Origin of the sequence: Algoriphagus aestuariicola (assembly GCF_017254835.1) — a bacterium.
Lineage (GTDB): Bacteria > Bacteroidota > Bacteroidia > Cytophagales > Cyclobacteriaceae > Algoriphagus > Algoriphagus aestuariicola.
Map to the genome: position 1 here is coordinate 1,227,333 of NZ_JAFKCW010000002.1, position 26,267 is coordinate 1,253,599.

The following is a 26,267-nucleotide window of genomic DNA, read 5'->3' on the forward strand; positions in this document are numbered from 1 at the left end:
TTATCGGAAAAACAGAATATTTGGAGTGTCAACTATCGCCCCCCTTTTAAGGAAAACTTTGGATGGAAAATCAGCCTGACGAAAAAATAAGAATCCTATATGTAGACGACGAAGAAAACAATCTTCAAGCCTTCAAAGCTACGTTTCGGCGGGATTACAAGATTTTCTTGGCTATTTCCGCCAAAGAAGGCGAAGACATCCTTGCGAGAGAGGAAGTCGACATTATCATTACTGACCAAAGGATGCCGGAAAAAACCGGGGTTGAATTTTTGGAAAGCATAATTCCTATCCACCCTAAGCCTATCCGTCTACTGTTGACTGGCTATACCGACATACAGGCCGTGATCGATGCGATCAATAAGGGGCAGGTATATCACTACCTCACTAAGCCTTGGGAAGAAGATTACCTTAGGACGGTCATCAAAAATGCATTTGAAGTGTATGCCCTAAGAAGGGAAAACGAAAAACTCACCTCCTCGCTACTCAAAGCCAACGAGCAGTTGGAATTTTTGCTTCGCCAAAACCTGCTTTCCTGATCAATAACGCGCCGCGAGAAGCAACTGTAGCTCCTTGTGGTTAAGGCCAAATTTCCTTGCCAAAAAGGCATTGGTCAGACTTCCTCTATAAGTATAAACTCCCCGTAGAAACCACTTGTAGTTAAATATCATTTCCTCAGTGCCGCCCAAGTCGGACATCTGAAGAATGATGGGAGTAAAAATATTACTCAGTGAATAGGAGGCAGTGCGCGCTACCCGCGAGGCAATATTTGGCACGCAGTAGTGAATGATGTCGTGCACTTGGTATACAGGATCGTCATGGGTGGTCATCCTAGCCGTCTCTATGCATCCACCTTGATCTATTCCCACGTCAATGATGATGCTGCCATGAATCATGTTGGCTACCATCTCCTCAGTCACCACGATCTTGTTTCGGCCCTTTTCCGCCCGTAGTGCCCCGATCACGACATCTGCTTCTGCAAGGGCTTGCCCCAAACTGTAATTGTCAATCGTCGAGGTATAGATTTGCTGCCCAAGCAGCTGTTTAATCCTTCTAAGTTTATAGATATGGTTATCAAATACCTTGATGTTTGCTCCCAGGCCAATTGCAGTGCGTGCAGCATATTCAGCAACAGTCCCCGCGCCGATGATCACGACCTGGGTAGGAGGTACCCCGGTCACCCCTCCCAAAATCAATCCCTTTCCTTCATTGACGCTGGACAAATATTCCGACGCAATGAGCATTACGGTACTTCCTGCAATTTCCGCCATTGCCCGGACAACCGGCATCCCCCCTACCTTGTCTTCCAGGTATTCGAAGGCCACCGCCGTTATCTTTTTCTCATTTAGAGCTTTGATAAAATCCGCATTTTGCTTTTCGAGTTGCAACGCGGAAATCAAACAGGCACCTTGGGACATGTCGCCTATTTCCTCAATGGTCAGGGGATCAATCTTGAGAATGACATCAGCGGAAAGCACTTCTTTTCTGGAATAAACAATCTTGGCCCCAGCGTCCGAATAATCCTGGTCCGAAAACTTTGCGCTCAGGCCCGCTCCTGATTCCACGACCACCTCGATATCGTTATTGCTGAGCAAACCTACCGATTCCGGGGTAAGCACAATTCGTTTTTCCTGGGTAGAAGTTTCCTTCGGAAGCCCTACGTGAAGTGGCTTTGCCCCCTTCTTGACCTGAAGTGGGGATTCTTTTGCGATCAGCCCTACAGAAGTGAGTTCTGATAATTCAGTTGGCATTTCGGGAATGTTGAAGTGTAATGGTCCTGCTGTTTTGTGAGTCGGGAATGATCCTGATCAGGAGAAATTCCTCCGGAAGAAACTGGGCGATTTTTTCAGCCCACTCGAGCCAGCAATATTCTCCACCATAAAAATACTCTTCTATTCCGATATCCAATGCTTCGGTGGGATCATCCATCCTGTAAAAGTCAAAATGGAAAATTTTTGATCCGGCAGCGGTGCCATACTCATTGACGATACCAAAAGTCGGGCTACTGACCTGATCTACCACCCCCAACTGTTTTGCCAATGCTTTGATCAGGGTCGTTTTGCCCGCGCCCATTTGCCCCTGGAAAATCCAAATCTTTTCGTCTCCGGCTTCTTCTATGATCCGGCGGGCTGCATTTTCGATTTGATCTAGTTCATATTGAATGGTAATCAAGCTTGCTTATCGTTTGGAGGTCAGATGGACCAAAGGAACAATCATTTCCTCCAAAGATATACCTCCGTGCTGAAAAGTGTCTTTGTAATAATTGACATAGTAGTTATAGTTATTGGGGTAGGCGAAAAAATAGTCCTCCACCGCGAAGACATACGACGTGGAGACATTCAGCCTCGGAAGCATTGCGTCCTCCGGCTTTTTGATTTCAAAGACCTTTCCATGCTCAAAATTCAGATTTTTGCCCTGCTTGTAGCGAAGATTGGTCGTGACATTTTTGTCGCCAATGATCCGGTAGGGTTTGTTTACTTTTTTGGTGCCATGGTCGGTGGTGACGATGACATCGGCACCGGCATTCTGGATTTTCTTGAATAATTCAAACAGGGACGAGTGCTCAAACCAACTTCTGGTAAGTGATCGATAGGCGGATTCGTCGGGAGCCAATTCGCGGATCATCTTCATATCGGTCCGGGCATGGGATACCATGTCCACAAAATTGTAGACCAATACATTCAGATCATTTTGGAGAAAGGTATGAAACTGGTCCAGCACCGCCTTACCTTGGTTGGTTTGCAGGATTTTGTTGTAGGTGAATTTATGGCTCAGCCGGTTTTTGGACAGATTGATCCTCAGCCATTCTTCCTCGAAGTTGTTTTTCCCCTCATCCGAATCCTCATCCTCCCACAACTTGGGATAAAAACGCGCCATATCGAGCGGCATCATCCCACTGAAAAGCGCATTTCTAGCAAAGGCTGTCGTCGTCGGTAGGATACTGTAGTAGGTGCTCTTTTCCTCGACGTTGAAATAGGGGCTGAGCAGCTTTTCCATATCCTCCCACTGGTCTAGCCGAAGATTGTCGATCACGATCAGGAATAATGGCTTTTTCTCTTTGAGGACGGGAAAAACCTTTTCCTTCAACACCTTGTGGGACATCAGGGGCTTGTCGGGATTTTTCTCTTCCAGCCAGTCGAGATAATTGTCCTTGATAAATCTGGCAAAAGAGGAGTTGGCCTCTGATTTTTGGTTTTCAAGCACTTCGAGCATGTTCTTGTTTTCTGTGGAATCGATCTGCAACTCCCAGAAGGTCAGCTTGCGGTACAACTCCTCCCAATCCTTTGGATCCCTTGCGTCACCCAATGCAAGGCTGATCTGCATGAATTCCTGTTGATAGCTCTGCGTGGTCTTTGTGTCAATGAGCTGCTTGTTTTGGAGAATCTTTTTTACCGAAAGCCAGATTTGGCTCGGATTAAGCGGCTTGATCAGATAGTCGGCGATTTTGCCGCCAATGGCGTCGTCCATGATGTGCTCTTCCTCACTTTTGGTGATCATCACGACGGGAATCTGGGGTTTGATCTGCTTGATCTGCTGAAGCGTCTCCAGGCCGGTCATGCCCGGCATCATCTCATCCAAAAAAATGACGTCGAAATTTCGCCCTTCGACTTCGTCTATGGCATCTACTCCGGAATTGGCCGTAGTGATCTCATAGCCTTTTTGTTCCAAAAAAAGAATGTGTGGCTTGAGTAGGTCGATTTCATCGTCGGCCCAGAGAATGGAGAATTTTTGAGACATGTCGGTTTCCCTTTCTTTTAAAATTATAATTACTTTTGAGTCAATCAAATGAGCGCTGATTGAAAAGCCAGAAAATACTCAATGATCCAGTTTATGGATTCATCACGATACCCAGTGAGTTAATTTTTACGATCATTGACCACCCTTTTTTCCAGAGACTTCGCCGGATCAGACAGTTGGGTTTGACCGACTTTGTCTACCCCGGTGCACTGCACACACGTTTCCACCATGCCATCGGAGCCATGCACCTGATGAGCATTACGCTGGACAACCTGCGTATCAAAGGTACCGAGATTTCGGACGAGGAGTACGAGGCGGCGCTCATCGCCATCCTTCTACACGACATCGGACATGGGCCTTTTTCCCATGCCTTGGAGTACAGCCTGCTCATGGGCGTACCCCACGAGGAGCTTTCCCTCCTGACTATTCAACTGCTAAATGAGCAATTAGGTGGCAAATTGGGCCTCGCTTTACGAATTTTTAAGAATCAATATGAACGAAAATTCCTTAATCAGCTCGTATCCAGTCAATTGGACATTGACCGCCTTGACTACCTGCAGCGGGATTGTTTCTTCACTGGTGTGTCGGAGGGAACGATCGGTGCAGACAGGATCATCAAGATGATGGATGTCAAGGACGGACAGCTGGTGATCGAGGAGAAGGGGATCTATTCCATAGAAAATTTCTTAAGCGCCCGCCGACTGATGTATTGGCAAGTATATCTGCATAAGACCACCGTAAGCGCGGAAAAAATGCTTATCAACCTCATCCGAAGAGCAAAGAACCTCGCCCAGACTGGGCACAAGCTGACGGTAAGTGAAGAGTTTGGCTTTTTCTTGAAAAATGATTTCAACCTAGAGGACTTCAAAAAAAACAGGGACATTCTCGAAAACTTTCTGAGCCTGGATGACTTTGATATTTGGGGCGCGATCAAACTTTGGAAACAGGATGAGGATTATGTGCTCAGGAATATTTCCCAAATGTTTTTGACCCGAAACCTATATAAGATCACGCTGGCGAATGAGCCCTTTTCTCCAAGCGAGATCGAAGACTTGAAGTCAAAAACAAAAAAAAGACTGCAGATACCGGAAGAGGACATCGATTATTTCTTTTCTTCTGGTACGGTGAGCAATTATGGCTATCTGGCCAAAGAGAGGATCAACATCCTCACGAAAAAGGGGAAAGTAATGGACGTGGCTGCCGCTGCCGATCTGCCAAATATCAAAGTCATGAGCAAGATCGTGGAGAAACACTACGTTTGTAAAGCCAAAAGCCTAATTTTAACCCGATAAATCCAAAGCTGTATATGGAATTCACATTAGGCCAACTGGCCGCACTTTTAGGAGGAAAGGCAGAAGGTGACGAAAATCAGAAGGTAAATCGACTGGACAAGATCCAAGAAGGCAAGCCGGGAGGAATCAGTTTTTTGGCCAATGAAAAGTATGAGCACTTCCTGTACGATACGGAGTGTACGGCGGTGATTGTCTCCGAAGGCTTCTCCCCCTCCAAACCATTTAAGACCACCCTGATTCGGGTCAAAGACGCCTATTTAGGCTTCACCAAGCTGCTGGAGGCATACGCCGAGTTTACCAAAGCAATGTTGGTCGGAGTAGAGGAGCCGAGCTTCATCCATAGCAGTAGCTCTATCGGAGACAATTGCTACAGAGGCGCGTTTTCCTACATCGGAAAAAAGTGCAGAATCGGCAACAATGTGAAAATCCACCCTCAAGCCTATATCGGGGACAATGTGAAGATGGGGGATAACTGCATCATCCACGCCGGAGTCAAGATCTGCGCCGACACCCAAATCGGGAACAATTGCGAGATCTTCCCGGGGGCGGTAATCGGAGCCGACGGATTCGGCTTTGCGCCACAGCCGGACGGCAGCTACAAAGCCATCCCGCAGATTGGCAACGTCGTCCTCGAGGACAATGTCAGCATCGGGTCAAACACCACTGTGGACTGTGCTACCATGGGATCCACGATCATCCGAAAGGGAGCCAAGATAGACAACCAGGTTCAGATTGCGCACAATGTCGTCATCGGTGAAAATACCGTCATCGCAGCGCAGTCTGGTATATCTGGCTCTACAGAAATCGGCAAAAACTGCATAATCGCGGGAAAAGCCGGTATTGTAGGTCACCTCAAAATCGCCGACAACACCACCATCGGGGCAAACACGGGAGTCAGCAAGTCCATCAAAAAACCCGGTGAAACGCTGTTAGGTTACATGGCAATGGACATGAAGGATTTTTTGAAGTCCTATGCCTTGTTCAAAAATCTGGATGAGCTCGAAAAGCGGGTCAAAGAACTGGAAAAAAAGGGCTAATTTTGCTGCCTTGAAATTCCGTATGGAAAAAAACAACGTGAAATCGAGCATCGGTAACTAGTCAAACATCGAGGTGTATCAACCATGCGAGATTCCATTTAGCCCCAAAAGGGCAAATAATAATCATATGAAAGTAAAACAGCATACCATCAAAAAGCAGGTGGAGCTTTCCGGTGTGGGACTCCACACGGGCGTGGTTTCCAACATGACTTTTCTGCCTGCGCCACCCAATCACGGCATCAAATTCCAACGCATTGACCTCGAAGGACGACCGACTGTGGACGCCGATTGCGATCTGGTGGTGGATGTATCGCGCGGCACGACTTTGGAGCAAAACGGTGCCAGAGTCTACACGGTAGAGCATGTCTTGGCGGCTTTGGTAGGCTTGGAGATCGACAACGTTTTGATACAACTCGATGGCCCTGAGCCTCCAATCATGGACGGGTCCTCTATTCAGTTTATCGAAGTACTGGAAGATGCAGGATTTGAGGAGCAAAATGCTCTCCGGAGATTTTTTGAAGTACAGGAAAGTATTCAGTACAAGGATTCCGCTCGGGAAGTGGAGATGGTCGCTCTACCTACGGACAACTACAGGGTCACCGTAATGGTGGATTATAACTCCCCTGTTTTGGGAAGCCAGCATGCGTCAATCACCGACATCAGCCAATTTAGAACTGAAATCGCCTCATGCAGAACATTCTGCTTCCTCCATGAGCTCGAGATGCTCTACAATTCCAACCTCATCAAGGGAGGGGACCTGAACAATGCGATCGTCGTCGTAGACCGCGTCGTAGAGGAAAAAGAATTGGCTCACCTGGCCAAAATGTTCAACAAGCAGACTGTCGAAGTCAAAAAAGAAGGGATCCTCAACAATGTGGACCTTAGATACAGAAATGAGCCTGCCCGCCACAAACTCCTCGATGTAGTTGGCGACTTGGCCTTGGTAGGCAGACCTTTGAAAGCCCAAATCCTAGCGGCGCGTCCTGGACATGCTGCCAATGTGGCCTTTGCCAAGAAATTGAAAAGGGCTATGGAGAAAGCTGGCGCTTCGCACATCCCGCACTACGATCCGAAGCTCCCGCCTGTGATGGACATCAACCAGATCAGCAATATCCTGCCTCACCGATATCCTTTCCAGCTCATTGATAAAATCATCTATCTGGACGAAACCGTCGTAGCAGGCGTGAAAAATGTAACCATGAACGAGCCGTTTTTCATGGGCCATTTCCCAGGCAACCCCGTCATGCCAGGCGTGCTACAGGTCGAAGCCATGGCCCAAACAGGCGGCATTTTGGTTTTGAGCACCGTGGATGACCCCGAAAACTATTGGACTTATTTCCTAGGCATCGAAAACTGTAAATTCAGGAAAATGGTTTTGCCAGGAGACACATTAGTATTCAAATGCGAACTGTTGGCACCAATACGTAGAGGTATAGCAAAGATGCGGGGTGAGGCATATGTCGGAAACACACTGGTATGTGAAGCCGTAATGACCGCCAGCATAACCCGGAAAGAATCATGATTAGTACCATGGCCCATATAGACCCCAAAGCGGAGCTGGGAAGCAACGTTCAGGTCGATCCGTTTACAATGATACATGGGGATGTAATTATAGGGGAAAATACCTGGATTGGGTCCAACGTCACCATCTATCCTGGTGCTAGGATTGGCAAAAACTGTAGGATTTTCCCGGGTGCAGTGATAGCGGGTGTACCCCAAGATCTCAAATTTCAGGGAGAAGAATCAACCGTGATAATCGGTGACAACACCACCATCCGCGAATGTGTGACGATCAGTCGCGGTACCGTGGACAAACAAACCACGGTAGTCGGAAGCAACTGCCTACTCATGGCCTATGTCCATATAGCGCACGATTGTGTCATTGGCAGCAATGTCATCATCGCCAACTCCGTTCAGATCGCGGGGCACGTCTCCATAGACGACTGGGCGATCATCGGCGGATCAAGCGCGGTGCACCAATTTGTCAAGGTCGGCATGCACGCCATGATCTCTGGCGGATCTCTGGTGAGAAAAGATGTGCCTCCTTTTACCAAAGCAGCTAGAGAACCACTTTCCTATGCCGGCGTCAATTCTCTGGGACTTAGAAGAAGGGGATTTTCCAGTGAAACGATCTCCCATATCCAGGAGGTTTACCGATACCTTTTCCTCAATAGTCTGAACAATAGCAGAGCCTTGGAGGAAATCGAAATCAACCTGCCTGCCACTAAAGAACGTGACGAAATCCTGAACTTCATCCGCTCCTCAGAGCGTGGTGTCATGAAGGGCTATATCAACTGATATGCTGAAAATCCACTTGCATGAAGCCTCAAAGCGCTTTCAGTATGAATGGATTTTCAAGAATCTCAACCTCCAGCTGACCCAAGGAGACGCCTTGGCGATCACTGGAGGAAATGGCTCCGGAAAATCCACTTTGTTGAAGTGTATTTCGGGAGCGATTCCCATTTCATCCGGGAAAATAACTTTTGAATCGACAGGCAGCCAAATCCCAGAAACCGATTGGTACAAACACTTGGCGGTCTCAGCCCCCTACTTGGAGCTACCAGAAGAGTTTACGCTCACTGAAGCGATAGATTTTCACTTCAAATTCAAAAAGCCCCTCAATCGGACCCAGCCAAGAGATCTGATCGAAATCCTATACCTCGACCAGCATGTCCACAAGCCCGTCTCCCAGTTTTCCTCGGGAATGAAGCAGAGATTGAAATTGGGTTTGGCCCTTTTTTCGGACGTCCCATTGATTTTGCTGGATGAACCTACCTCAAATTTGGACAAGAAGGGCATTGCCTGGTATGCCAAACTGATCGAGACCTATCGCAGCAACCGCATATTGATTGTCTGCTCTAATGAACCCCGCGAATACGAGTTTTGTAGCCGAAGACTGGCGCTTGAGGATTTCAAGTAAAAAATTACACTTTGATCATTCAGCTATATCTCTAATTTTACATTTACCTAATTGGATTTTTATGAGATTGAATCTTTGGAAAGTAGCGGCATTGATACTGATTACAGTGGGAGTCCAATCCTGCGGAGACGACCCAACTCCAGCCCCTCCTAAAACGGCGGAAGAAATAGCCACCGAAGCCTTGACTGGTTCGGGCACGCAAACTTGGACCACCACCGGAGGGGGAAAAGTCACCAAAGGAGGAGCCGATGTGACCAGCGAGTACGCGACGTTTGAGCTCACGCTCATCTCTACTTCTTCCAAAACCTACACCTCGAAAAACAGTGACGATCTTTTTGACGCAAGTGGAACTTGGTCTTTTGCCGGGTCTAATTTCGACAAGATCACGCTGAGCGGATCCAAACCCGCTGCAACCCGTGAAATGTCCTTTACCCAATCGGGTGACAACCTGAAATTAGTTTTTTCCATTCCCGCTCCAGGGGCTAGGGTAAACGCCGTAGCAGGAGACTATGTATTCGATTTGGTAAAAAAATAGGCTTTTGCCGTGCAAAAAAGGGGAGTCCTAAACGACTCCCCTTTTTTATTTTAGGGTAATCAAGGTCACTCCTGCGCCGCCCCTGTCGGCATGCTCATCTTCCATTCTGCCTACTTGCGGCATAGATCGCAGAAGGTTTCGTGTGATTTCACGGAGTATGCCATCTCCCTTGCCATGCACGATTCGCAGATCCTTTACCCCGAGCATATAGCCCTCATCGATGAATGTCTGGATCAGGGCCAAGATCTCCTCCCCTCTTTTTCCACGAAGATCAAGATTTGGAGAAAAGTCCATCATCTTTTCGTTGGTGTTGTAGTTGCTTCGTCGCTCCACTGCCTTGAGCTCCTTCTTAACTTCGGTTTTGGAGATCTTCTCCAGTCGCGATAGCTTCACGTTGGACTTGAGATCTCCGATGGCGATCTCGACGTCCTTGTTTTTTATCGCTACCACCTCAGCCACGGCGCCGTTGTCCTTCAGCCTTACCCAGTCTCCCGTCTCTATCTTGCCCCCTAGCACGACGATTTCAGGATCCTTCACCGCTGTTTTTTCCGGCTTGACCACCTTTTTGAACTCTTCCAACTCCTGTCTTACCTGCTTGGTAACTTCTTTATCGGCCTTCTTCTCCCGAATCTCACGGATGGTCGCTTCGATTTTTTTGTTGGTCTGATCCAGCAGAGACTGGGCCTCCTGCTTGGCCTCTTGGAGGTAGCGCTTCTTGGTAAGCTCTATCGTTTCCTTGAGCTGATTGTATTCCTTGAGACGAGTCTGAAGCAATTTGTCCTTTTCCTTGACCTCCTTCAGCAATACCGAATATTGGTTTTTCTCGTTTTCAAGCTGGGTTAAAAGCCTATCGTATCTCACGCGTTCCTCTCCAATATGCTCTTTGGCATACGCGAGGATTTCTTTCGAAAGCCCGATTTTCGAAGCGATTTCAAGTGCGAAAGAAGAGCCTGGCTTTCCTATCTCCAGCTGGTAAAGCGGTTCTAGCCGATCCACATCGTATCGCATTGCGCCGTTGACCAAACCCTGGTTTTTGTTGGCCGCCTGCTTCAAATTCCCATAGTGGGTGGTCACAATGCCAAAAGCTCCAAGTTTGTTAAGCGAAAGCAAAATGGATTCTGCAATCGCGCCTCCAAATTGCGGCTCTGTGCCAGTTCCAAATTCATCTATGAACAGGATCGTCTTCTTGTTGGCAAACTGGGTGAAGTGCTTCATGCTCATCAAGTGCGAGCTATAGGTACTCAGGTCATTTTCCAGGTTTTGCTCATCGCCGATATCGATGAAAAAATTGTCGAATAATGAGCTTTTGGAGTCCGGATGAACGGGGATAAGCAATCCGCATTGGAGCATATATTGGAGCAATGCGACGGTTTTTAAAGTCACCGACTTACCTCCGGCGTTCGGCCCGGAAATAACCAAAAGGCGTTCGTGGCCTCCGAGCTTCACATCCAAAGGCACAATCTTTTTACCCTGGGCTTTCAGCGCCATTTCCAAGATCGGGTGCCTGGCACGGGTCCAGTTTAGCGTACGTTCTTTCACCAGCTCAGGCTTGCAGCTGTCCGTCTTCTCCGCAAATTTGGCCTTGGCACGGATAAAGTCCATCAAGCCAAGAAAGTTAGTAGCCTTGCGCAACGCCGGAATAGCAGGCCTAAGCTGATCGGTCAGTTTGGTCAGAATACGGATGATCTCGCGTCGCTCCATGTACTCCAGGTCCCGGATTTCGTTGTTGATATCCAATGCCTCCTCAGGCTCCATGAAAACCGTCTGGCCTGTGGCCGATTCGTCGTGGATAAAACCCCTGAGTTTGCGCTTGTTTTCGGCGGCCACGGGAATTACCATCCTGCCACCTCGTATAGTCATCGCCGCGTCATCCGGTGTGAGGCCCTTGGCACGAGCTTCCTTGAATATTCGGTCCATCACCTTTCGCAGCCTCCCTTCCTCGTACAGCAGCTGGGCTCTGATAAGCTGAAGCTCCTTGCTGGCATTGCTTCGGATCTTGCCCTTTTCGTCGATGATCTGGTCTATGTTCTTCAACAGGCCCATGTCAAGATCCAGCAACAGCCCCAAAAGTGCACTCAGCACAGGGTAACTTTCGCCGTGTTTCTGGAAAAAAACCACACAGGAACGCAGCGTCTGCAAGGCGAGCTTCACCTCATAAAATTCCTCTTGGTCGAGGAATGCGCCCGGCAGCTTGGCTTTCTCAAGATAGGGATTGAGGTTGGTAAAGTTGGAGCTGGGAAAAACTTCTCCAGAAATCAGAATTTTCCTGAATTCTTCGGTCTGATCAAGGAGACGCTGCACCAGCGTAAAGTCGGAAGAAAATGAAACTTTGTCTACATAGTCCTGTCCCAAGGAAGAAGTACATTCTGCCTTAAGCAGATCCTTGATTTTGACGAAGTTTATTTTTTGTTCAAGGTTGGAGGGGTATAGCATCAGAATAGATCCAAACTATCTCTTGGAATTGATTCATGGGCGGAAAGGGAATCAATGACTCTAGAATAGATTCTATCCATCTTCGCCGCATCTTCTAGGTAGAATAACAGACTTTTGGTGAATACTGAATCCTGCACGGCATGTTTTTCAAATACATCTTTCTCCAAAAGGGAATAAAGCACGTGAGAGGAGTCATAGGCAATCGGCAAGGTGCTTACGATGCCCTCTGTTAACTGAATATCAATCAGGACATTGACCATCTCGTCCTCGGACAGGATCCCGGGAGGTGGTGAGTTGCGGTCGCAGGATACGAGGGGAATCAGGAATAGAAGTAAGGCAAGAATTCGTTTCACACTCTAAAATTAGGTTTTTTTAACTGATAATGTCCGAACCGATTCCCTTTGGCAAATTTTATAATTCGACTCAAGACTTTAACTTAGCCCGCTCAAATCGCCCGCATGGATCAGCTGTTCAGTAAGCTTAGGAAGTACGAAATTATGATCAGAAAGGTGGCCAACAACCATCTGCAGGGAGAGTACCAGTCGCTGTTCAAGGGTTCCGGGCTCGAATTTGACGATCTGCGCCCCTATCAATACGGCGACGATGTGCGCACGATCGAATGGAAAGTCTCTGCAAAGGGCCATGGCACTTTTGTCAAGACCTTCCGCGAGGACAAAGAGCAATCGGTCTATTTTCTCTTGGACATCTCTGGCAGTCAGGATATCGGGCAGCAGGACAACAAAAAAATAGACAAGGGCAAGCTGATCGCTGGTGTGTTGACCCTTGCGGCGGTTTATGAGGGAAGCCAGATAGGATTGATTTCCTATTCTGACCAACAGGAAAAGCTGGTTTTGCCGTCCAAGGGAAGCAAGCAGGGCGTGAAGATCATTCGCGGAATCTTCGACCATATCAACAAAAGCCTGAAAACAGACCTCAACGGAATGTTTTCCTTTGCCCTGAACCTGATCAAAAAGCGGAGCATCATCATCGTGATTTCAGATTTCATCGACGAAGACTACGAGCGTTCCTTTCGTGCACTGGCGGAGCGCCACGACGTGGTCGCCATCCAGCTGACCGATCCCAGGGAATCAGCCTTGCCAGCCTTGGGGATTATCCCAATTTTTGACAAGGAGCGAGGTAAAACTACTTGGGTAAACACCGCCTTTGGCAGCTTTTCCAAAAAAATATCCGAGACCTTCACCATTGAGCGGGAATATCTGAAAGAGATCTGCAAGAAAAACCAGATCAACTACTTGGCAATAGACACCACGCAGGACATCGTCGCGCCTTTGATCGACCTGTTTAAGTACAGAAACAAAAGAATGAAGCGTGGGTAGAATCGGCATTCTTCTATTTCTCCTTGGATTGAGCTTTTCGTCCTTGGCCCAAAGTGTTGAGATCAATGGCTATTTCACCCAAGATTCTGCCCGGTTGGGAGAGCGCGTGGGATTTGTGCTCAAGGCGCGCTACCCAGAAACTACCCAGCTCGTATTCCCCGACTCCACATTCGATTTCTCCCCCTTGGTTCTGCTGGAGAAAAAAACCTTTATCTCCCAGACCAGCCAGGGCATCACCGTGGACAGCGCGGTATACTACGTGTCCAATTTCTCCTTGGAGCCCAGTGTATACCTTTCCCTGCCTGCCTATGAACTCAATCGATACGATAGCGTCACCTATTTTTCCAATGAAGCGGAACTAAAGCTAAAATTAACGCTGGACTCCATCCCGGAGCAGCCCGTATTCCAGAATAACAACGTCTATCAGCCGCTGGAAAAGAATTTCAACTGGCTGCTAGCTGCGCTGATCACCGGAGGAGTAGTTGTCTTGCTGGGAGGATTTGCCTTGCTTTTTGCGAAACGCATCAAGGCTATCTTTAAGCGAAACCGGGAAAAACTCCGCTGGGTGCAATTTGAGCGAAAATTCAAAAAACTTTCCGCCTTGCTGGTCCAAAGCCCGGCTCTTGAGCTTGCTGATGAGGTCATCGGGCTATGGAAGGGCTACATGGAATCCATCACCGACCTGCCGTTTCAAGAGTGGACTTCCAGCGAAATCTCGGAAGCCTTGGGAGACCAGGAAATCTTCACAGCGCTCCGCTCGATCGACATGATCATCTATGCGGGAAAAGAGGCCAATTCGGAAACTTCCACCAATTATCTTTTGGAAGTGGCGCGGACAAAATATCAGGAAAAACTAACCCAAATCAGAAATGAGAGAGCAGCTCGCTGAATTTTTTGACTGGTCTTGGTTTTTGCCGGAGACATTCAAGACCTACGAATGGGAAAATCCCATTCTACTCAATCTGCTGTGGATTATTCCCGTGCTGATTCTGATTCGTAAGGCGATCAAATTCCTGAAAAAACCAGTTCTGGAACTTTCCCTTCCCAAGCGGATCACTCGGGGAAACCCATGGACCTATCTGCGTCTGGTCCCAACCGGCTTTTTCTTCCTCGCACTGATCGGCATCGTCATCGCCTTGGCACGACCCCAGCGAAGCAATGAGCGGGTGGAGCAGTATACCGAAGGCATCGACATTCTATTGGTTATGGATATCTCTGAATCCATGGATCTTCAGGACTTTACCCCCAACCGTCTCGAGGCCGCCAAAAATACTGCGATTGACTTTATCAACGGGCGTTTTGGGGATAGGATTGGCATGGTGGTCTTCGCGGGTGAAGCCTATTCCCTCGCTCCCCTGACTAACGACTATGAGCTGCTCACCTCGATGATTTCGGATATCTCATTCGATATGATCGAGCCAAAAGGAACCGCCATCGGCTCCGCCATAGCAGCAGGAACCAACCGGATGAAGGAAAGCGATACGCCCTCCAAAGTAATGATCCTACTCTCTGACGGGGAAAGTAATGCAGGAAATGTCGACCCGCTTTTTGCAGCCCAACTGGCTTCTGCCTTTGATATCAAGATCTACACGATAGCGGTCGGAAAGGACGGGATGGTACCCTATGGAACGGACTTTTTTGGCCGCCCCCAGATGGTACAAAGCTACCTTGACGAAACGACACTCCGCGAGATCGCACGGATCGGAAATGGGGAATTCTACAGAGCGTCGGACGGAAACACACTACAGCAGGTTTTTGACAGGATAAACACTTTGGAAAAAGCCGAGATTCTCGAAAACCGCTACAAGGAAACCTCGGACTACTACCGAATTTACTTGTTCTGGGCGATCTTATTCTTCTTAGGCTGGCTTGCCTTGAAGAGTACTTTCTTCAACAACTTTCTGCTCGATTAGCCTCCCGGGAAACATTCCTGAAAATCATGCCCTGACAAAAGTCAGTTTTCTAGCCCATCCTTGTCAGGGTTTGGTCTGTATAGATTTTCCACCTTGCGTCAAATTCGAGCGCAAATGGCACTATCCCCAGACTTGATCCGAAAATACAATCGGCCTGTACCCCGCTATACCTCCTATCCAAGTGTACCATTTTGGGAAAACAACGTAACTGAGAGAGACTGGGACGTTTTGGTCCGAAAAGCTTTCGATCAATTCGGAAAGGAGGAGGGAATCAGTCTGTATATCCACCTCCCTTTTTGCGAAAGTCTCTGCACCTATTGCGGCTGCAATAAGCGCATCACCAAAAACCATCAAGTCGAAACTCCATACATTCAGGCGCTATTGGAGGAATGGCAAAAGTACCTAGCCATCTTCCAGTCAAAACCGAAGATTTCGGCGATTCATTTGGGAGGAGGAACGCCCACTTTTTTTTCTCCAGAATCGCTCAGTTTCCTGATTTCAACTATTCTTGAATCCGCCGACAAAAACGCCAAGAAAGTATTTAGCTTCGAAGGGCATCCCAACAATACCACTTACGAACACCTGGCCACCTTGGCGAAGCTCGGCTTTGACCGGGTCAGCTATGGCATTCAGGACTTTGATTTGGATGTCCAAAAAGCAATCCATCGAATCCAACCCTTTGAAAAGGTAAAAGAAGCCACCGATAATGCCAGAAACCTCGGCTACAGTTCTGTGAATTTTGACCTGGTCTACGGATTACCACATCAAACCTTGGCCACTCTATCGAGCACCTTTGATAAGGTGGAGGAGCTCAAGCCTGAGCGGATTGCCTTCTACAGCTACGCGCACCTGCCTTCGACATTCCCTGCCCAAAAGAGCTATCACAATTATCTTCCGGATGAAACTGAAAAAAGGGCTTTGTATGAATTTGGAAAAGAAAGATTGCTAGAACTTGGCTACGAGGAAGTGGGAATGGATCATTTCGCCCTACCCGACGACCCACTTTGTCTGGCAAAAAAAACCGGAGAACTACATCGCAACTTTATGGGATACACCACGCTTGCTACAAAGATGTTGTTGGGCTTGGGAGCCAGTAGTATCAGCGATGTCTGGTATGGATTTGCCCAAAACGAAAAATCTGTGGAATGCTATCAGCGGGAGATCGACAAAGATAGAATCCCGATCGTAAAAGGCCATCATCTCTCCGAATTCGACCTCGGAGTCCGGCAAGTCATCTTGAATTTGATCTGCAGGGGAGAAGCCGAAGTCCCATTCTCCATCTGGGATCAACTCCCCGCTTCGAGTCTTGAATCAATCCGGGAGATGGAAAATGAAGAATTGCTGAACTCCACCGGACTACACATACAGATCTCTGAGGAAGGGATGGGTGTAGTGCGTAACGTTTGCTCCCTCTTTGACCTGAGAATGCTAGAGAAGAATGAGACAAAAACCCAGTTTAGCAAAGCGATCTGATCAGCGACACATCGTGATCTCCACTTGTTGGGTACCGTAGTCAAAGACGGCTAGCTCTGGACTCAAACCGGGTATCCCAAGTCCCAAGCCCCGAAATACAAGCATCACCCCTATCAAAACTCCTAAATATGGGATCAGGCGCTGCAATCGCTGTCTGCGGGCGACTGGAAGAAGGCTCCCCGATACCATCAGGCCAAGAAGCATCGGAATGGTACCCAAGCCGAAAAAAAACATGTAGACAGCGCCCAAAAGCGGCTCCTGTAAACCCATAGCCACCACGAGTGCCATATACACCATCCCGCAGGGTAGAAGTCCATTCACGAGACCCGTGGTAAAAAATGCCAGCTTACTTCCTGATCTGAGATACCGAGAAAGCCTACCTTTAATCCATGTTACCAATGTATTGAGGTAGGGAAGGGCAGAAATCTTTTCGGATTTTTTGTAGGCAAATGATAAAAGTACGACCATAAGTCCCATAACTACGGAAAGTCCCTGCTGTACGCCCGCAAGCGAAAAAGAAAAACCTATGCTACCTACGAGCAGTCCCAATCCTGAATAGGTTAGGCTTCTCCCAAGATTATAGACAATCTTATTGAAGAGAAAAGTTTTTGATCCATTGCCGCCTACAGCTAAGGCAATTGGGCCACACATTCCGATGCAATGGAATGATCCCAAAAATCCCAAAACCAAGGCAGTCCAAATCATCAGAGATTGATTTTCTTTTCCTGGTAAAACTCCACACCATCTTCCGTCCAAGTGAGCTGAACTTTCCAATAGCCGGATTTCAATTGACCCAGCGAGACGCTGGTCGTCCCAAGATCCGTGATTTCCAATTCAAACTCTCGATCCAGTCTGGCATCAGACGGACGAAACAGTTGGAGGCTTCCTTTGGCACCTACTGGCAGATCCAAAAGAATTGACTTGCTCTGAGCATCAAACTGCAAGACTTCACGATCCAAGTTTGCACTTGCAGACTCCCTATCAATTTGATCTTGGTATTTGATTTCTTTTTCGTAATAATTCTCAGTTACCAGATGGATGTCATCCTGTCTCACTGATATCACCACCAAAGTCATGATAAAGCCCACAAAGGCAATGATGGTCAATAAAATTCCTTTTCCCCAATCCATAAGCGCTACTGTTTTGGTACTCCTACCGGAGCCATAAAGTTTGTTTCAATTTCGTCAAATCCCTTACCTTCGCTTGAGAGGCTCAGTGTCACTTTTTCCTGGGGGACTGTCACTTCCGCCTGCCTTCTCACCAAGAAAAATCTACCTTCAAACTTGGTCTGGGGCTCCAAAATCCATTCCTTCGACCCCACGATCTCCACTTCCATACCATCGGCCATGGCTTGGATATCCACTCGTTGAGGTTCAAAAGTCTTATTGATTAACGTGATGTTGTAGAGGTTGGAAACTCTGCCACCCTCCCGCTCTTGAAAGGTCATGCCGGGAAATCGAGTGATAGTTCCCGCCAGTTCATCTCGGGTGGCAATCAACGCTATAAATCCAGCCACCAACACAGCAAGTACTAACGAATAGCCTTTGACCCTCCCGGTAAAAAGCTTTTGATGGCCTTCCTTTACACTGTTTTCGGAAGCATATCTAATGAGTCCCGTCGGACGCTCCACCTTAAGCATCACCTCATCGCATGCATCGATGCAGGCGGTGCAATTGACGCATTCCATCTGGGTTCCGTTCCGGATATCAATCCCGGTGGGACAAACTTGAACACAAAGTCCGCAGTCCACGCAGTCGCCTTTGGGTGGGTTCTCCAGAAAATTTTTGCGAATCGGCCCCCGAGGCTCACCCCGCACATAGTCATACATCACGTTGATGCTGTTGTTGTCCAAAAGAACGCCCTGCAATCGTCCATAAGGACATACCACAATACAGGCCTGCTCCCTAAACCAGGCAAACACAAAGAGAAACACGCCCGAGAAAGCCGTCAGGCCGAGAAAGCCGGCCATATTTGCCGAAGGGGGCTGCGTTACAATTTCCCTCACCTGATCCACGCCAATCAAATAGGCCATCACCAAATGTCCTATGATCAGCGAAAAAATGGCGAAAATGGAGAATTTCAGTCCTTTTTTCCAAATCTTTTCAGTAGTCCAAGGTCCTTCGTTCAAGGCTCTTTGTTGATTTGCATCACCCTCGATCAGGTATTCCATTTTTCTAAAAACCATCTCCATAAAAAGCGTCTGCGGACAGGCCCAACCGCACCAAACCCGTCCGAACACCACCGTGAACAGGATCACAAAGACAAACAAAATCAGCAGCAAAAAAATCAGGAGGTGGGTATCCTGAGGCCAGAATACCGCCCCGAAGATGATGAACTTCCGCTCAAAAATATTGAAGAGCATGTAGGGGCGTCCATCTAACTTAATAAATGGTCCGGCAAAAAGGATGGCCAGCAAAATCCAAGAGAGATAGGTTCTATAGCGGTGGAAAAAACCCTTGACCTTTTTTGGGTACACCCAATTTCTTTTGCCGTCATCCCGCACAGACGCCAGTGCGTCCCGGAAGGTCTCCGGGTTTAAGTGGGGATTTTGATTCTTCTTAGCCATAGTGCGACTGGGTTACTGCCGGGGGAAAATCCCCGGCAGTAGGTATTTTTACTAGAGCGACGCTACCACTGTGGTACTGTCCGACATCGGCGCCGCTTCTGCCGGAGACGCCGAAAAGGGCTCACCCTGCGGCGCTTTAGGATTGGCAGGAGTGGTGCCTTTCAGCGTTAGGATGTAGGAGGATACCTGCTGGATTTCTTCCGGACTAAGCTGGTCCTGCCAAGGAATCATGCCTTTCTCGATGACACCGTATTTGACCACCGTAAAGACTTCCTTGATCGAACCACCGTGAAGCCAGTACTCGTCGGTAAGGTTTGGCCCGACTCCCCCACCTCCGTCGGCCGCGTGGCAGGCAGCACAGTTGGTTTCGAATAGGGTCTTCCCAGCACTCACCGCAGTAGCCGACTCATCGAAGACTACGGTGTTTTCATCGATGGCCGCTGCTTGGTTGGCCTTCCTGAGGTCGGCGGCGATTGCCTCGAGTCTCATCTCCTCCTGATATTCTTCAACTCCCGTGGGGCCATTGCCCAGCACCGAATAATTGACAAAATAGACTATTGCAAATAGTATGGTACCGATAAACACCCACTGCAGCCAAGGCGGCATAAAGTTGTCCAGCTCGGTGATGCCATCGTAGGAATGGTCGCTCATCAGCTTCGCTTTTTCTTCTTTTCCACCCACTGCGTCCACTTTGCCCGTGACATAGCGCTCTTTGAAACTGTCCCACCAACGCGGCTCGCTGGCCAGCTCGGGATTTTCTCTTCGAAGCACCTCGGCGATGAAAGACATAAGGTACACCATCAAAACAAGCAGGATAACGATTACTAGAAGAACCATCCCCAAAATAGTAAGGAGTGTCAATTGCCCCGAATCCATGGCCTGCATCTGGGCAAACCATTCGGAGTTTTCAGTCTGGGCCAAAACCGGAAATGAGCTCAGGCCAAAAAGAGCAAGTATTGCGAACGTTTTTTTCATGGGTGGCGAGGGTTTGAATCGTTGTCGTCCAAAGGAAGGTTTTCCATGTGTTTGATATGTTCATGTGGCGTTCTCACCACCCAGATAAAGACTCCCACAAAAAACAGCAGGAAGATGATCAGCGAAATGATTGGGTAGATCTCTATATTTTCGATAGACCTTAATATTTCTTTATACATGGCTTCAGTTGTTTATTGGTTAGCAGCTGTTGGCTTTTGCTTGATATCAGTTCCCAATCGTTGGAGATAGGCAATAAGCGCGACGATCTCTGTATTCGGGGCAACTTCCACTCCGGCATCTTTCAGATTGGCAACAACTTGGGCCGCCTGTTTTTCATATTCCGCTGTCGCGGCTAGATCAAAGCCTTCCACATAAGGCACTCCCAATTTTTGAAGTGTTCTGATCTTCGCAGGCAAGTCCGAGATATCCAATTCATTGGTTGTCAACCACGGATATGGCGGCATCAGAGAGCCTGGGGACATGGAGCGGGGATCCACCATATGGTGGTAATGCCAGCTGTCCGGATATTTTCCACCGACTCGGTGCAAATCCGGCCCGGTTCGCTTGGATCCCCAAAGGAAAGGTCGATCATAGACAAACTCTCCTGCTTTGGAATACTCCCCATATCGTTCGGTCTCAGAGCGGAACGGGCGAATCATTTGGGAATGACAGCCCACGCAGCCATTGGCGATGTACAGGTCGCGTCCCTCCAGCTCCAGAGGTGTGTATGGTTTGACGGCAGCAATGGTCGGCACATTTGACTTGATCAAGAGTGTGGGAATAATCTCTATGGCCCCACCAATCGCTATGGCTACCGTTGCCAGCACCGTGAAAAAGATCGGCTTTCTCTCCCAGGCTCTGTGCCAAAACTCCCCTGCTTCATGATAGGATCTGGTCAATGCTGGAGCCTGATCCTCTTCCGTTGGTGCGAAGGTCCCCTGCTTTGAAGTCATCCACATGTTGTAAACCATGATCACCGCACCGCTCAAATACATCAGACCTCCCAAAGCTCGAAGCATGTACATGGGCACAATCTGGATAACTGTTTCTAAGAAGTTAGGATAGGCCAACCTTCCTGCCTCATTAAATTCCTTGAGCATCAGGAATTGAGTCAAGCCAGAAACATAAAGCGGAAGCGCGTAGAATATGATTCCCAAGGTCCCCAGCCAGAAGTGTGTGTTGGCGAGCTTGGTAGAATAAAGGCTTGTCTTGAACAGTCTTGGCCACATCCAATACAGCATGCCAAAGGTCAGGAACCCATTCCAACCCAAGCCACCGATGTGAACGTGCCCCACGATCCAATCGGTATAGTGCGCGATCGCGTTCACATTTTTGAGGGAAAGCATAGGACCTTCAAAAGTGGCCATCCCATACGCAGTGACGGCTACGACCATGAATTTCAAGACAGGCTCAGTCCGCACTTTATCCCAAGCCCCGCGCAGGGTCAAAAGACCGTTGACCATTCCTCCCCAAGATGGGGCAATCAACATCACGGAAAACACTGTTCCCAACACCTGAGCCCACTCAGGTAGCGCAGTATAGAGGAGGTGATGGGGTCCAGCCCACATGTAGATAAAGATCAGGGACCAGAAGTGGATGATTGAAAGCTTGTAGGAATAGACTGGCCTATTTGCTGCTTTTGGAAGAAAATAGTACATCATGCCCAAAAACGGAGTGGTCAAAAAGAATGCAACGGCATTGTGGCCGTACCACCACTGTACCAGGGCGTCCTGCACGCCGGCATAGGCGGAATAGCTTTTGAAAAAAGTAACGGGAAGTTCAAAGGAGTTGAAGATGTGCAACACCGCGACCGTAACAAGAGAGCCAAGGTAAAACCAAATAGCCACGTACATGTGTCGCTCCCTCCGGTTGATTAGGGTACCGATCATATTAGCACCGAAAGCCACCCAAACCAAGGCAATCGCAATATCAATCGGCCATTCCAACTCCGCGTATTCCTTGGATGTGGTAAGGCCGAGCGGAAGGGTGATAGCGGCCGACAGAATGATCAATTGCCAGCCCCAAAAATGGAACCAGCTGAGGGACTCCTTCCACATCGGAGTCTTGAGCAAGCGGGGCATGGAGTAGTAGACACCCGCAAAGATGGCATTGCCCACAAACGCGAAAATAACAGCGTTCGTGTGTAGGGGTCGTATTCTGCCAAACGTAGTGTAAGGGTTTCCCAAATTGGCCTCGGGCAGGAAAAGCTGGGTAGCTGCCAGAAGCCCCACCAGCATCCCTACAAGCCCCCAGATGACGGTCGCCGCGCTGAAGTACTTGACAATTTTATTGTCATAGTAAAACCGTTCCAAAGTAGAATCATTCATAGGTTTTTGATTTTTTCGGTTGATCTTTTATTGTTTTTTTTGGCTGGTTCTCGAATAGTATCCTCACGGATGGCGTATAGTCGTCGTCAAACTGTCCGCCTTTCATAGCTCTGAAAAAGAGAACCAAAAACGTGACTGCCAGAACTAAACTGATGCCTATTAAAAGAAAGATGACTTCCATATTAATGCTTGTTTAAGTGAATTAATCCCTTGCGAATCCCCATGATATGGGTAGCCAAAGTGGAAAATACCACCACCGATATGCTGCTCAGGGGCATCAGGACGGCGCATAGCACAGGGCTCAAATAGCCCTGCACAGCCAAGCTCAAACCCAGCGCATTGTAGAGGAAGCTCAACCCAAAGTTCAGCTTGATAATCAGTCGGCTATCTCTCGCGAAAGCCAAAAAATTGGGGATTTTTGAAAAGGATTCCGAATCCAGAATCGCATCGCTGGCCGGGGAAAAATGGCTAACCTGATCCGTGATAGCCACACCGACATGACTTTCCCGCAGCGCCCCAGCATCGTTCAGTCCATCACCAAGCATCAAGGTTTGACTTCCGCTGCTATTGAGCTCTTTGAGATAATTGAGTTTATCAGACGGACTTTGGTTGAAGTTGTATCGGATATCGGAGGCAAGCCTCTTGGTCAGCGTATCTCTTTCGTGATCCTGATCTCCGGAAAGCACATGGAGTTCGAACTCCTTTGAAAGAGAGCTGACTACTTCTGGCGCGCTTTCGCGAAGCCCTGAGCGGATAAGAAAATAACCCAAGAAGACTCCCTCGACACTCAGGTAAACAAAATTACCAACATCATTAGGTTCATCTTTTCCGACACCTGCAAATTCCCTTGACCCTAGCCGAAACAGCTGTCCCTTATGTAGCGATTCAAGCCCCGCTCCTTGCGCCTCCCTTACCTCCGAAAGCACTTCTACTTCTTGGCTCCCGAGCCATTGACTGATTCGGTTGCTAAGGGGGTGAGTGGATTGCCTGACCATTCCCTTGATGATCGATTTGGTTTCTGAAGTGAGATTTTCGCCAAAATATTCAATGGAAGCTCGGGACGGATTTGTCAAAGTTCCCGTCTTGTCGAAGACCAGCGTGTCGACCAGGGCAAGTTTTTCGACCACGGAAGCATTTTTCAGGTAAAACTTCGCCTTTCCAAAAATCCTCAACGTATTGCCTAGTGTGAAAGGAGTCGACATGGAAAGAGCACAAGGACAGGAAACGATCAGTACGGTGGTAAATGCCTTGACGGCGACCGAGGCATCCCGGCTGATCCAATAGCCAAATGCGATCACCGCAATGGCCAAGACTGTCCAGGTAAATACACCGGATATTCGGTTTGCCAAGGGTTCCAATAATCTGGAGTTCAGATTCTTGTTTTCCCCATTGTTCCATAGGTCGGTTAGATAGCTTTGTGAGGGAAGTTTCTGTACGGTCAGGAGTACGGCCTCTCCCCTTTGCCTTCCTCCTGCGTAGATCAGGTCTCCTTTTTGCACTGGCACCGGCACTTCCTCTCCGGTGACGAAACTATAGTCGATATTTGCCTGTCTGTCCAAAAGAACGGAATCCGCAGGTACCAACTCCTCGTTCCTCACCAGCAGCACATCTCCGAGTCTGACCTTGGTCAGAGGAACAACCTCCTCCGTGTCTTTGGATACCCGGGTCACCGCGATCGGAAAGTAGGCCTTGTAGTCTCTATCAAATTCTAGCGTAGCGAAAGTCTTCTGTTGATATATCTTTCCTAGCAGCAAAAAGAAAAGCAAACCGCCCAAGCTGTCCAGATATCCCGCATTTCCCTGCGTGAAAATCTCCCAGAGGGAGTATAAAAAGAAAGCGAAAATCCCGAGTACTATGGGCACATCCATGTTCATTTTTCGATGTCGGACAGCATGCCATGCCGACAGATAGTAATCGCTTGCAGCATAAAAAACGATCGGAAGAGCCAAGAGGACATTGAGGTAGTCAAATAGTCCCTTAAAGTCCTGGCCGAGCAGTTTCGCCTCCGAAAAATATTCGGGAATGCTGAACAGCATCATGTTTCCAAAGCAAAATCCGGCTACACCAAGCTTGGTCAATGTCCTGCGATCCAAGTGGCTTGTCTTTTCTTGACTAAGGTCAGAGAGTTTCAGGTTGGGCTCATAGCCAAGGACTGAAAGCAAGTTGACCACTTCCTTGAGGCTGATCCGTTCATGAAGAAATTTGATCTGAACTTTCCTCTTGATAAAATCAACTCTGCTCCCCACAATAGCGGAATTGATCTGAAAGAGATTTTCCAACAACCAGATACAAGAACTGCAATGAATCTGAGGAACGTAAAATGTGATGTGACTTTCCGTCTCGTTCCTAAAATCGAATATCTTCCCAACAACCTCGGGGTCATCGAGGTAGTCAAAACGGTTCTTCTGTTTGAAATTTCCTTTCTGGCTTTTCCCGGGATTGGAATCCAAAGTATAGAACTCGCAGAGATCGTTTTGTGCCAAAACTTCATATACCAGCTTACATCCTTGGCAGCAGAACTCCTTTCCGTCAAAGCGAATGGGTTCGAGTTCGCAGTCTTCTCCGCAGTGAAAGCACTTGGAATCGGTGTGGGTTGGAAAGATCTGATTCATCTCAATGGCCTTTTGAAAATCACCCGACAAGGTTTTTTGGCATGATTGCGTTTTTCCCTCATCGCTGCTAGACTGACAGATAAAATGAAAGGGGATGGTTGATTGCCTTTCGGTCAAAAAATTGCAAAAGAAGTCTCAACAGGTCCTCTTGGTAATGTCTGGACGTCACCAACAACGTACAGCCATGCTTCATCCCGTATGACCAGAAATCCCCAATCCTCGTAAAATTGAACTTGATAAAACTTGTCTCCGCCACCGAAGAGGCCACCAATTGGATGACCTCCTGCTCCTCCCTGATCTTGGATTTTGGTATAAAACTGGGAGAAATGATTGTTGCCTTGCTGTTTTGCACTAAATTCCCAAACAGGGATATAAAATTCCTGATCAATTCAGTCGAGTTGGATGTCCCGTCATAATGAAACAGCAAATGGCCGGTAGAAAAGGCCCGGGAAAACAACAGGAGCGGAATACCTGGAAACTCAAGATCCGGGGAATTCTGTAGGCTCTCACTTTGCAGCCAATTTAGGGTTTTGAATAAGTCTGCCGTTACCAGGGTTGGGACAATGTCTCCGGGGCAAAAGCTACTTTTTGGTGACTCCGGTTGAAATGTTTCTGACAGCACCTTGCAATAGAATCCCTGGATCAAATCTTCTGGAAACTCTAGTCGAAAGGTGTGGGGTATATTTAATTCCATGGCCGAAAACTATACTCAAAAATAGAGGCCGCGCAGCTAGGGAGTCCTGACGTATGCAGGCATCAATACTGATAAAAATCAGGGTTTATTTCAATATCCCATCCGAAGGGAGGGATTGTTGGAATCTAAGACGGAGCATTTGTGAACCAAAAACACATGTCACATTTGCTCAAAGGCAGATTGCCTTCGCTATAAAAAAGTCTTTCTGGCCGAACTCAAAAAAATCATGGGATTCAGCTCCTTCAGCCTCCCCCAACGCAAAAAACCCTTTCAGTTTCCTGAAAGGGTTTGGAATAATGTGGCGGCGACCTACTCTCCCGGGTGTAACCCCAGTACCATCGGCGCTGCAGGGCTTAACTTCTCTGTTCGGGATGGGAAGAGGTGGGACCCCTGCGCTAGGCCGCCTAAATTGTAAGTA

General features: G+C 48.1%; 25 protein-coding genes and 1 rRNA gene. 11 read left to right on the plus strand and 15 right to left on the minus strand.

The annotated features are described in order from the left end of the window. Positions 1–62: 62 nt before the first annotated feature. On the plus strand, positions 63–536 hold the full coding sequence (locus J0A67_RS12390) for a response regulator (protein ID WP_206569639.1): 474 nt from the start codon (positions 63–65) through the stop codon (positions 534–536). Here J0A67_RS12390 and J0A67_RS12395 read toward each other — a convergent pair whose 3' ends face one another. From J0A67_RS12395 to porX, 3 genes are read right to left on the minus strand one after another with little or no spacing between them, the layout of a single operon-like run. Continuing rightward, positions 537–1,748, minus strand: a complete 1,212-nt coding sequence (locus tag J0A67_RS12395) for an alanine dehydrogenase (RefSeq protein WP_206569640.1) — start codon at positions 1,746–1,748, stop codon at positions 537–539. It abuts the gene before it with no gap. Continuing rightward, positions 1,738–2,169: a tRNA (adenosine(37)-N6)-threonylcarbamoyltransferase complex ATPase subunit type 1 TsaE gene (gene tsaE, locus J0A67_RS12400; RefSeq protein WP_206569641.1), complete on the minus strand. Its 432-nt coding sequence runs from the start codon at positions 2,167–2,169 to the stop codon at positions 1,738–1,740. Before tsaE ends, J0A67_RS12395 begins: the two co-directional genes overlap by 11 nt. 6 nt (positions 2,170–2,175) lie before the next feature. Beyond that, positions 2,176–3,735: a T9SS response regulator signal transducer PorX gene (gene porX, locus J0A67_RS12405; RefSeq protein ID WP_206569642.1), complete on the minus strand. Its 1,560-nt coding sequence runs from the start codon at positions 3,733–3,735 to the stop codon at positions 2,176–2,178. Between the two features lie 59 nt (positions 3,736–3,794). Between porX and J0A67_RS12410 the strand changes: the two genes are divergently transcribed. The 6 genes from J0A67_RS12410 (at position 3,795) to J0A67_RS12435 (ending at position 9,519) form a co-directional block, all read left to right on the plus strand. Continuing rightward, positions 3,795–5,027, plus strand: coding sequence for an HD domain-containing protein (locus J0A67_RS12410; RefSeq protein ID WP_206569643.1), 1,233 nt, complete (start codon positions 3,795–3,797; stop codon positions 5,025–5,027). Positions 5,028–5,041: 14 nt separating this feature from the next. Then, on the plus strand, positions 5,042–6,064 hold the full coding sequence (gene lpxD / locus J0A67_RS12415; RefSeq protein WP_206569644.1) for a UDP-3-O-(3-hydroxymyristoyl)glucosamine N-acyltransferase: 1,023 nt from the start codon (positions 5,042–5,044) through the stop codon (positions 6,062–6,064). A gap of 127 nt (positions 6,065–6,191) precedes the next feature. Continuing rightward, positions 6,192–7,586 carry a bifunctional UDP-3-O-[3-hydroxymyristoyl] N-acetylglucosamine deacetylase/3-hydroxyacyl-ACP dehydratase gene (locus tag J0A67_RS12420; RefSeq protein ID WP_206569645.1) on the plus strand — a complete coding sequence of 465 codons (1,395 nt, stop codon included), beginning with the start codon at positions 6,192–6,194 and terminating at the stop codon, positions 7,584–7,586. After that, positions 7,583–8,362: an acyl-ACP--UDP-N-acetylglucosamine O-acyltransferase gene (lpxA, locus tag J0A67_RS12425; protein WP_206569646.1), complete on the plus strand. Its 780-nt coding sequence runs from the start codon at positions 7,583–7,585 to the stop codon at positions 8,360–8,362. Before J0A67_RS12420 ends, lpxA begins: the two co-directional genes overlap by 4 nt. A 1-nt stretch (position 8,363) precedes the next feature. Then, complete coding sequence (locus J0A67_RS12430; RefSeq protein WP_206569647.1) at positions 8,364–8,984, plus strand: ABC transporter ATP-binding protein; 621 nt, start codon at positions 8,364–8,366, stop codon at positions 8,982–8,984. 61 nt (positions 8,985–9,045) lie between these two features. Beyond that, positions 9,046–9,519: a DUF5004 domain-containing protein gene (locus tag J0A67_RS12435; protein ID WP_206569648.1), complete on the plus strand. Its 474-nt coding sequence runs from the start codon at positions 9,046–9,048 to the stop codon at positions 9,517–9,519. 45 nt (positions 9,520–9,564) lie between these two features. On the opposite strand, the gene J0A67_RS12440 is transcribed toward J0A67_RS12435, so the two are convergent. Then, entirely contained in the window at positions 9,565–11,952 is a 2,388-nt protein-coding gene (locus J0A67_RS12440; protein ID WP_206569649.1) for an endonuclease MutS2, read from the minus strand. Further along, complete coding sequence (locus tag J0A67_RS12445) at positions 11,952–12,305, minus strand: DUF4296 domain-containing protein (protein ID WP_206569650.1); 354 nt, start codon at positions 12,303–12,305, stop codon at positions 11,952–11,954. Before J0A67_RS12445 ends, J0A67_RS12440 begins: the two co-directional genes overlap by 1 nt. A gap of 105 nt (positions 12,306–12,410) precedes the next feature. On the opposite strand from J0A67_RS12445, the gene J0A67_RS12450 reads away from it, so the two are divergent. The 4 genes from J0A67_RS12450 (at position 12,411) to hemN (ending at position 16,675) form a co-directional block, all read left to right on the plus strand. Next, positions 12,411–13,289, plus strand: a complete 879-nt coding sequence (locus tag J0A67_RS12450) for a DUF58 domain-containing protein (protein ID WP_206569651.1) — start codon at positions 12,411–12,413, stop codon at positions 13,287–13,289. Further along, the gene (locus tag J0A67_RS12455) at positions 13,282–14,178 is read left to right on the plus strand and encodes a hypothetical protein (protein WP_206569652.1); all 897 of its coding nucleotides are present in this window, start codon (positions 13,282–13,284) and stop codon (positions 14,176–14,178) included. The genes J0A67_RS12450 and J0A67_RS12455 overlap by 8 nt, the downstream gene beginning before the upstream one ends. Further along, positions 14,159–15,202 (plus strand): vWA domain-containing protein, encoded by a 1,044-nt coding sequence (locus J0A67_RS12460; RefSeq protein WP_206569653.1) that lies wholly within the window; start codon positions 14,159–14,161, stop codon positions 15,200–15,202. The genes J0A67_RS12455 and J0A67_RS12460 overlap by 20 nt, the downstream gene beginning before the upstream one ends. Before the next feature lie 114 nt (positions 15,203–15,316). Beyond that, positions 15,317–16,675, plus strand: a complete 1,359-nt coding sequence (gene hemN, locus J0A67_RS12465; RefSeq protein WP_206569654.1) for an oxygen-independent coproporphyrinogen III oxidase — start codon at positions 15,317–15,319, stop codon at positions 16,673–16,675. Here the strand turns inward: hemN and J0A67_RS12470 are convergent, their stop codons facing one another. The 10 genes from J0A67_RS12470 to rrf form a co-directional block, all read right to left on the minus strand. Beyond that, positions 16,676–17,380: a sulfite exporter TauE/SafE family protein gene (locus J0A67_RS12470; RefSeq protein ID WP_206569655.1), complete on the minus strand. Its 705-nt coding sequence runs from the start codon at positions 17,378–17,380 to the stop codon at positions 16,676–16,678. Further along, positions 17,380–17,805 carry a FixH family protein gene (locus J0A67_RS12475; RefSeq protein WP_206569656.1) on the minus strand — a complete coding sequence of 142 codons (426 nt, stop codon included), beginning with the start codon at positions 17,803–17,805 and terminating at the stop codon, positions 17,380–17,382. Before J0A67_RS12475 ends, J0A67_RS12470 begins: the two co-directional genes overlap by 1 nt. Before the next feature lie 5 nt (positions 17,806–17,810). Beyond that, positions 17,811–19,241: a cytochrome c oxidase accessory protein CcoG gene (ccoG, locus tag J0A67_RS12480; protein ID WP_206569657.1), complete on the minus strand. Its 1,431-nt coding sequence runs from the start codon at positions 19,239–19,241 to the stop codon at positions 17,811–17,813. Positions 19,242–19,292: 51 nt separating this feature from the next. After that, complete coding sequence (locus tag J0A67_RS12485) at positions 19,293–20,216, minus strand: cbb3-type cytochrome c oxidase N-terminal domain-containing protein (protein ID WP_206569658.1); 924 nt, start codon at positions 20,214–20,216, stop codon at positions 19,293–19,295. Continuing rightward, positions 20,213–20,395, minus strand: a complete 183-nt coding sequence (locus tag J0A67_RS12490) for a cbb3-type cytochrome c oxidase subunit 3 (RefSeq protein WP_206569659.1) — start codon at positions 20,393–20,395, stop codon at positions 20,213–20,215. Before J0A67_RS12490 ends, J0A67_RS12485 begins: the two co-directional genes overlap by 4 nt. A 12-nt stretch (positions 20,396–20,407) precedes the next feature. Then, positions 20,408–22,543: a cytochrome-c oxidase, cbb3-type subunit I gene (gene ccoN / locus J0A67_RS12495; RefSeq protein ID WP_206569660.1), complete on the minus strand. Its 2,136-nt coding sequence runs from the start codon at positions 22,541–22,543 to the stop codon at positions 20,408–20,410. Next, positions 22,536–22,724, minus strand: a complete 189-nt coding sequence (gene ccoS / locus J0A67_RS12500) for a cbb3-type cytochrome oxidase assembly protein CcoS (RefSeq protein WP_206569661.1) — start codon at positions 22,722–22,724, stop codon at positions 22,536–22,538. Before ccoS ends, ccoN begins: the two co-directional genes overlap by 8 nt. A gap of 1 nt (position 22,725) precedes the next feature. Continuing rightward, positions 22,726–25,155: a heavy metal translocating P-type ATPase gene (locus J0A67_RS12505; protein WP_206569662.1), complete on the minus strand. Its 2,430-nt coding sequence runs from the start codon at positions 25,153–25,155 to the stop codon at positions 22,726–22,728. 67 nt (positions 25,156–25,222) lie between these two features. Continuing rightward, a complete protein-coding gene (locus tag J0A67_RS12510; RefSeq protein ID WP_206569663.1) occupies positions 25,223–25,849 on the minus strand; it encodes a hypothetical protein in 627 nt (208 codons plus the stop codon). Positions 25,850–26,145: 296 nt separating this feature from the next. After that, positions 26,146–26,257: ribosomal RNA gene (gene rrf, locus J0A67_RS12515) — 5S ribosomal RNA — on the minus strand. Positions 26,258–26,267: the final 10 nt, after the last annotated feature.

Excerpts from the sequence above, each read along its gene's own strand:
- J0A67_RS12390 (WP_206569639.1), top strand. The coding sequence starts at position 63 with ATGGAAAATCAGCCTGACGAAAAAATAAGAATCCTATATGTAGACGAC.
- J0A67_RS12395 (WP_206569640.1), bottom strand. The coding sequence starts at position 1,748 with ATGCCAACTGAATTATCAGAACTCACTTCTGTAGGGCTGATCGCAAAA.
- porX (WP_206569642.1), bottom strand. The coding sequence starts at position 3,735 with ATGTCTCAAAAATTCTCCATTCTCTGGGCCGACGATGAAATCGACCTA.
- lpxD (WP_206569644.1), top strand. The coding sequence starts at position 5,042 with ATGGAATTCACATTAGGCCAACTGGCCGCACTTTTAGGAGGAAAGGCA.
- J0A67_RS12420 (WP_206569645.1), top strand. The coding sequence starts at position 6,192 with ATGAAAGTAAAACAGCATACCATCAAAAAGCAGGTGGAGCTTTCCGGT.
- lpxA (WP_206569646.1), top strand. The coding sequence starts at position 7,583 with ATGATTAGTACCATGGCCCATATAGACCCCAAAGCGGAGCTGGGAAGC.
- J0A67_RS12430 (WP_206569647.1), top strand. The coding sequence starts at position 8,364 with ATGCTGAAAATCCACTTGCATGAAGCCTCAAAGCGCTTTCAGTATGAA.
- J0A67_RS12435 (WP_206569648.1), top strand. The coding sequence starts at position 9,046 with ATGAGATTGAATCTTTGGAAAGTAGCGGCATTGATACTGATTACAGTG.
- J0A67_RS12440 (WP_206569649.1), bottom strand. The coding sequence starts at position 11,952 with ATGCTATACCCCTCCAACCTTGAACAAAAAATAAACTTCGTCAAAATC.
- J0A67_RS12450 (WP_206569651.1), top strand. The coding sequence starts at position 12,411 with ATGGATCAGCTGTTCAGTAAGCTTAGGAAGTACGAAATTATGATCAGA.
- J0A67_RS12460 (WP_206569653.1), top strand. The coding sequence starts at position 14,159 with ATGAGAGAGCAGCTCGCTGAATTTTTTGACTGGTCTTGGTTTTTGCCG.
- hemN (WP_206569654.1), top strand. The coding sequence starts at position 15,317 with ATGGCACTATCCCCAGACTTGATCCGAAAATACAATCGGCCTGTACCC.
- J0A67_RS12470 (WP_206569655.1), bottom strand. The coding sequence starts at position 17,380 with ATGATTTGGACTGCCTTGGTTTTGGGATTTTTGGGATCATTCCATTGC.
- J0A67_RS12475 (WP_206569656.1), bottom strand. The coding sequence starts at position 17,805 with ATGGATTGGGGAAAAGGAATTTTATTGACCATCATTGCCTTTGTGGGC.
- ccoG (WP_206569657.1), bottom strand. The coding sequence starts at position 19,241 with ATGGCTAAGAAGAATCAAAATCCCCACTTAAACCCGGAGACCTTCCGG.
- J0A67_RS12485 (WP_206569658.1), bottom strand. The coding sequence starts at position 20,216 with ATGAAAAAAACGTTCGCAATACTTGCTCTTTTTGGCCTGAGCTCATTT.
- J0A67_RS12490 (WP_206569659.1), bottom strand. The coding sequence starts at position 20,395 with ATGTATAAAGAAATATTAAGGTCTATCGAAAATATAGAGATCTACCCA.
- ccoN (WP_206569660.1), bottom strand. The coding sequence starts at position 22,543 with ATGAATGATTCTACTTTGGAACGGTTTTACTATGACAATAAAATTGTC.
- ccoS (WP_206569661.1), bottom strand. The coding sequence starts at position 22,724 with ATGGAAGTCATCTTTCTTTTAATAGGCATCAGTTTAGTTCTGGCAGTC.
- J0A67_RS12505 (WP_206569662.1), bottom strand. The coding sequence starts at position 25,155 with ATGAATCAGATCTTTCCAACCCACACCGATTCCAAGTGCTTTCACTGC.
- J0A67_RS12510 (WP_206569663.1), bottom strand. The coding sequence starts at position 25,849 with ATGGAATTAAATATACCCCACACCTTTCGACTAGAGTTTCCAGAAGAT.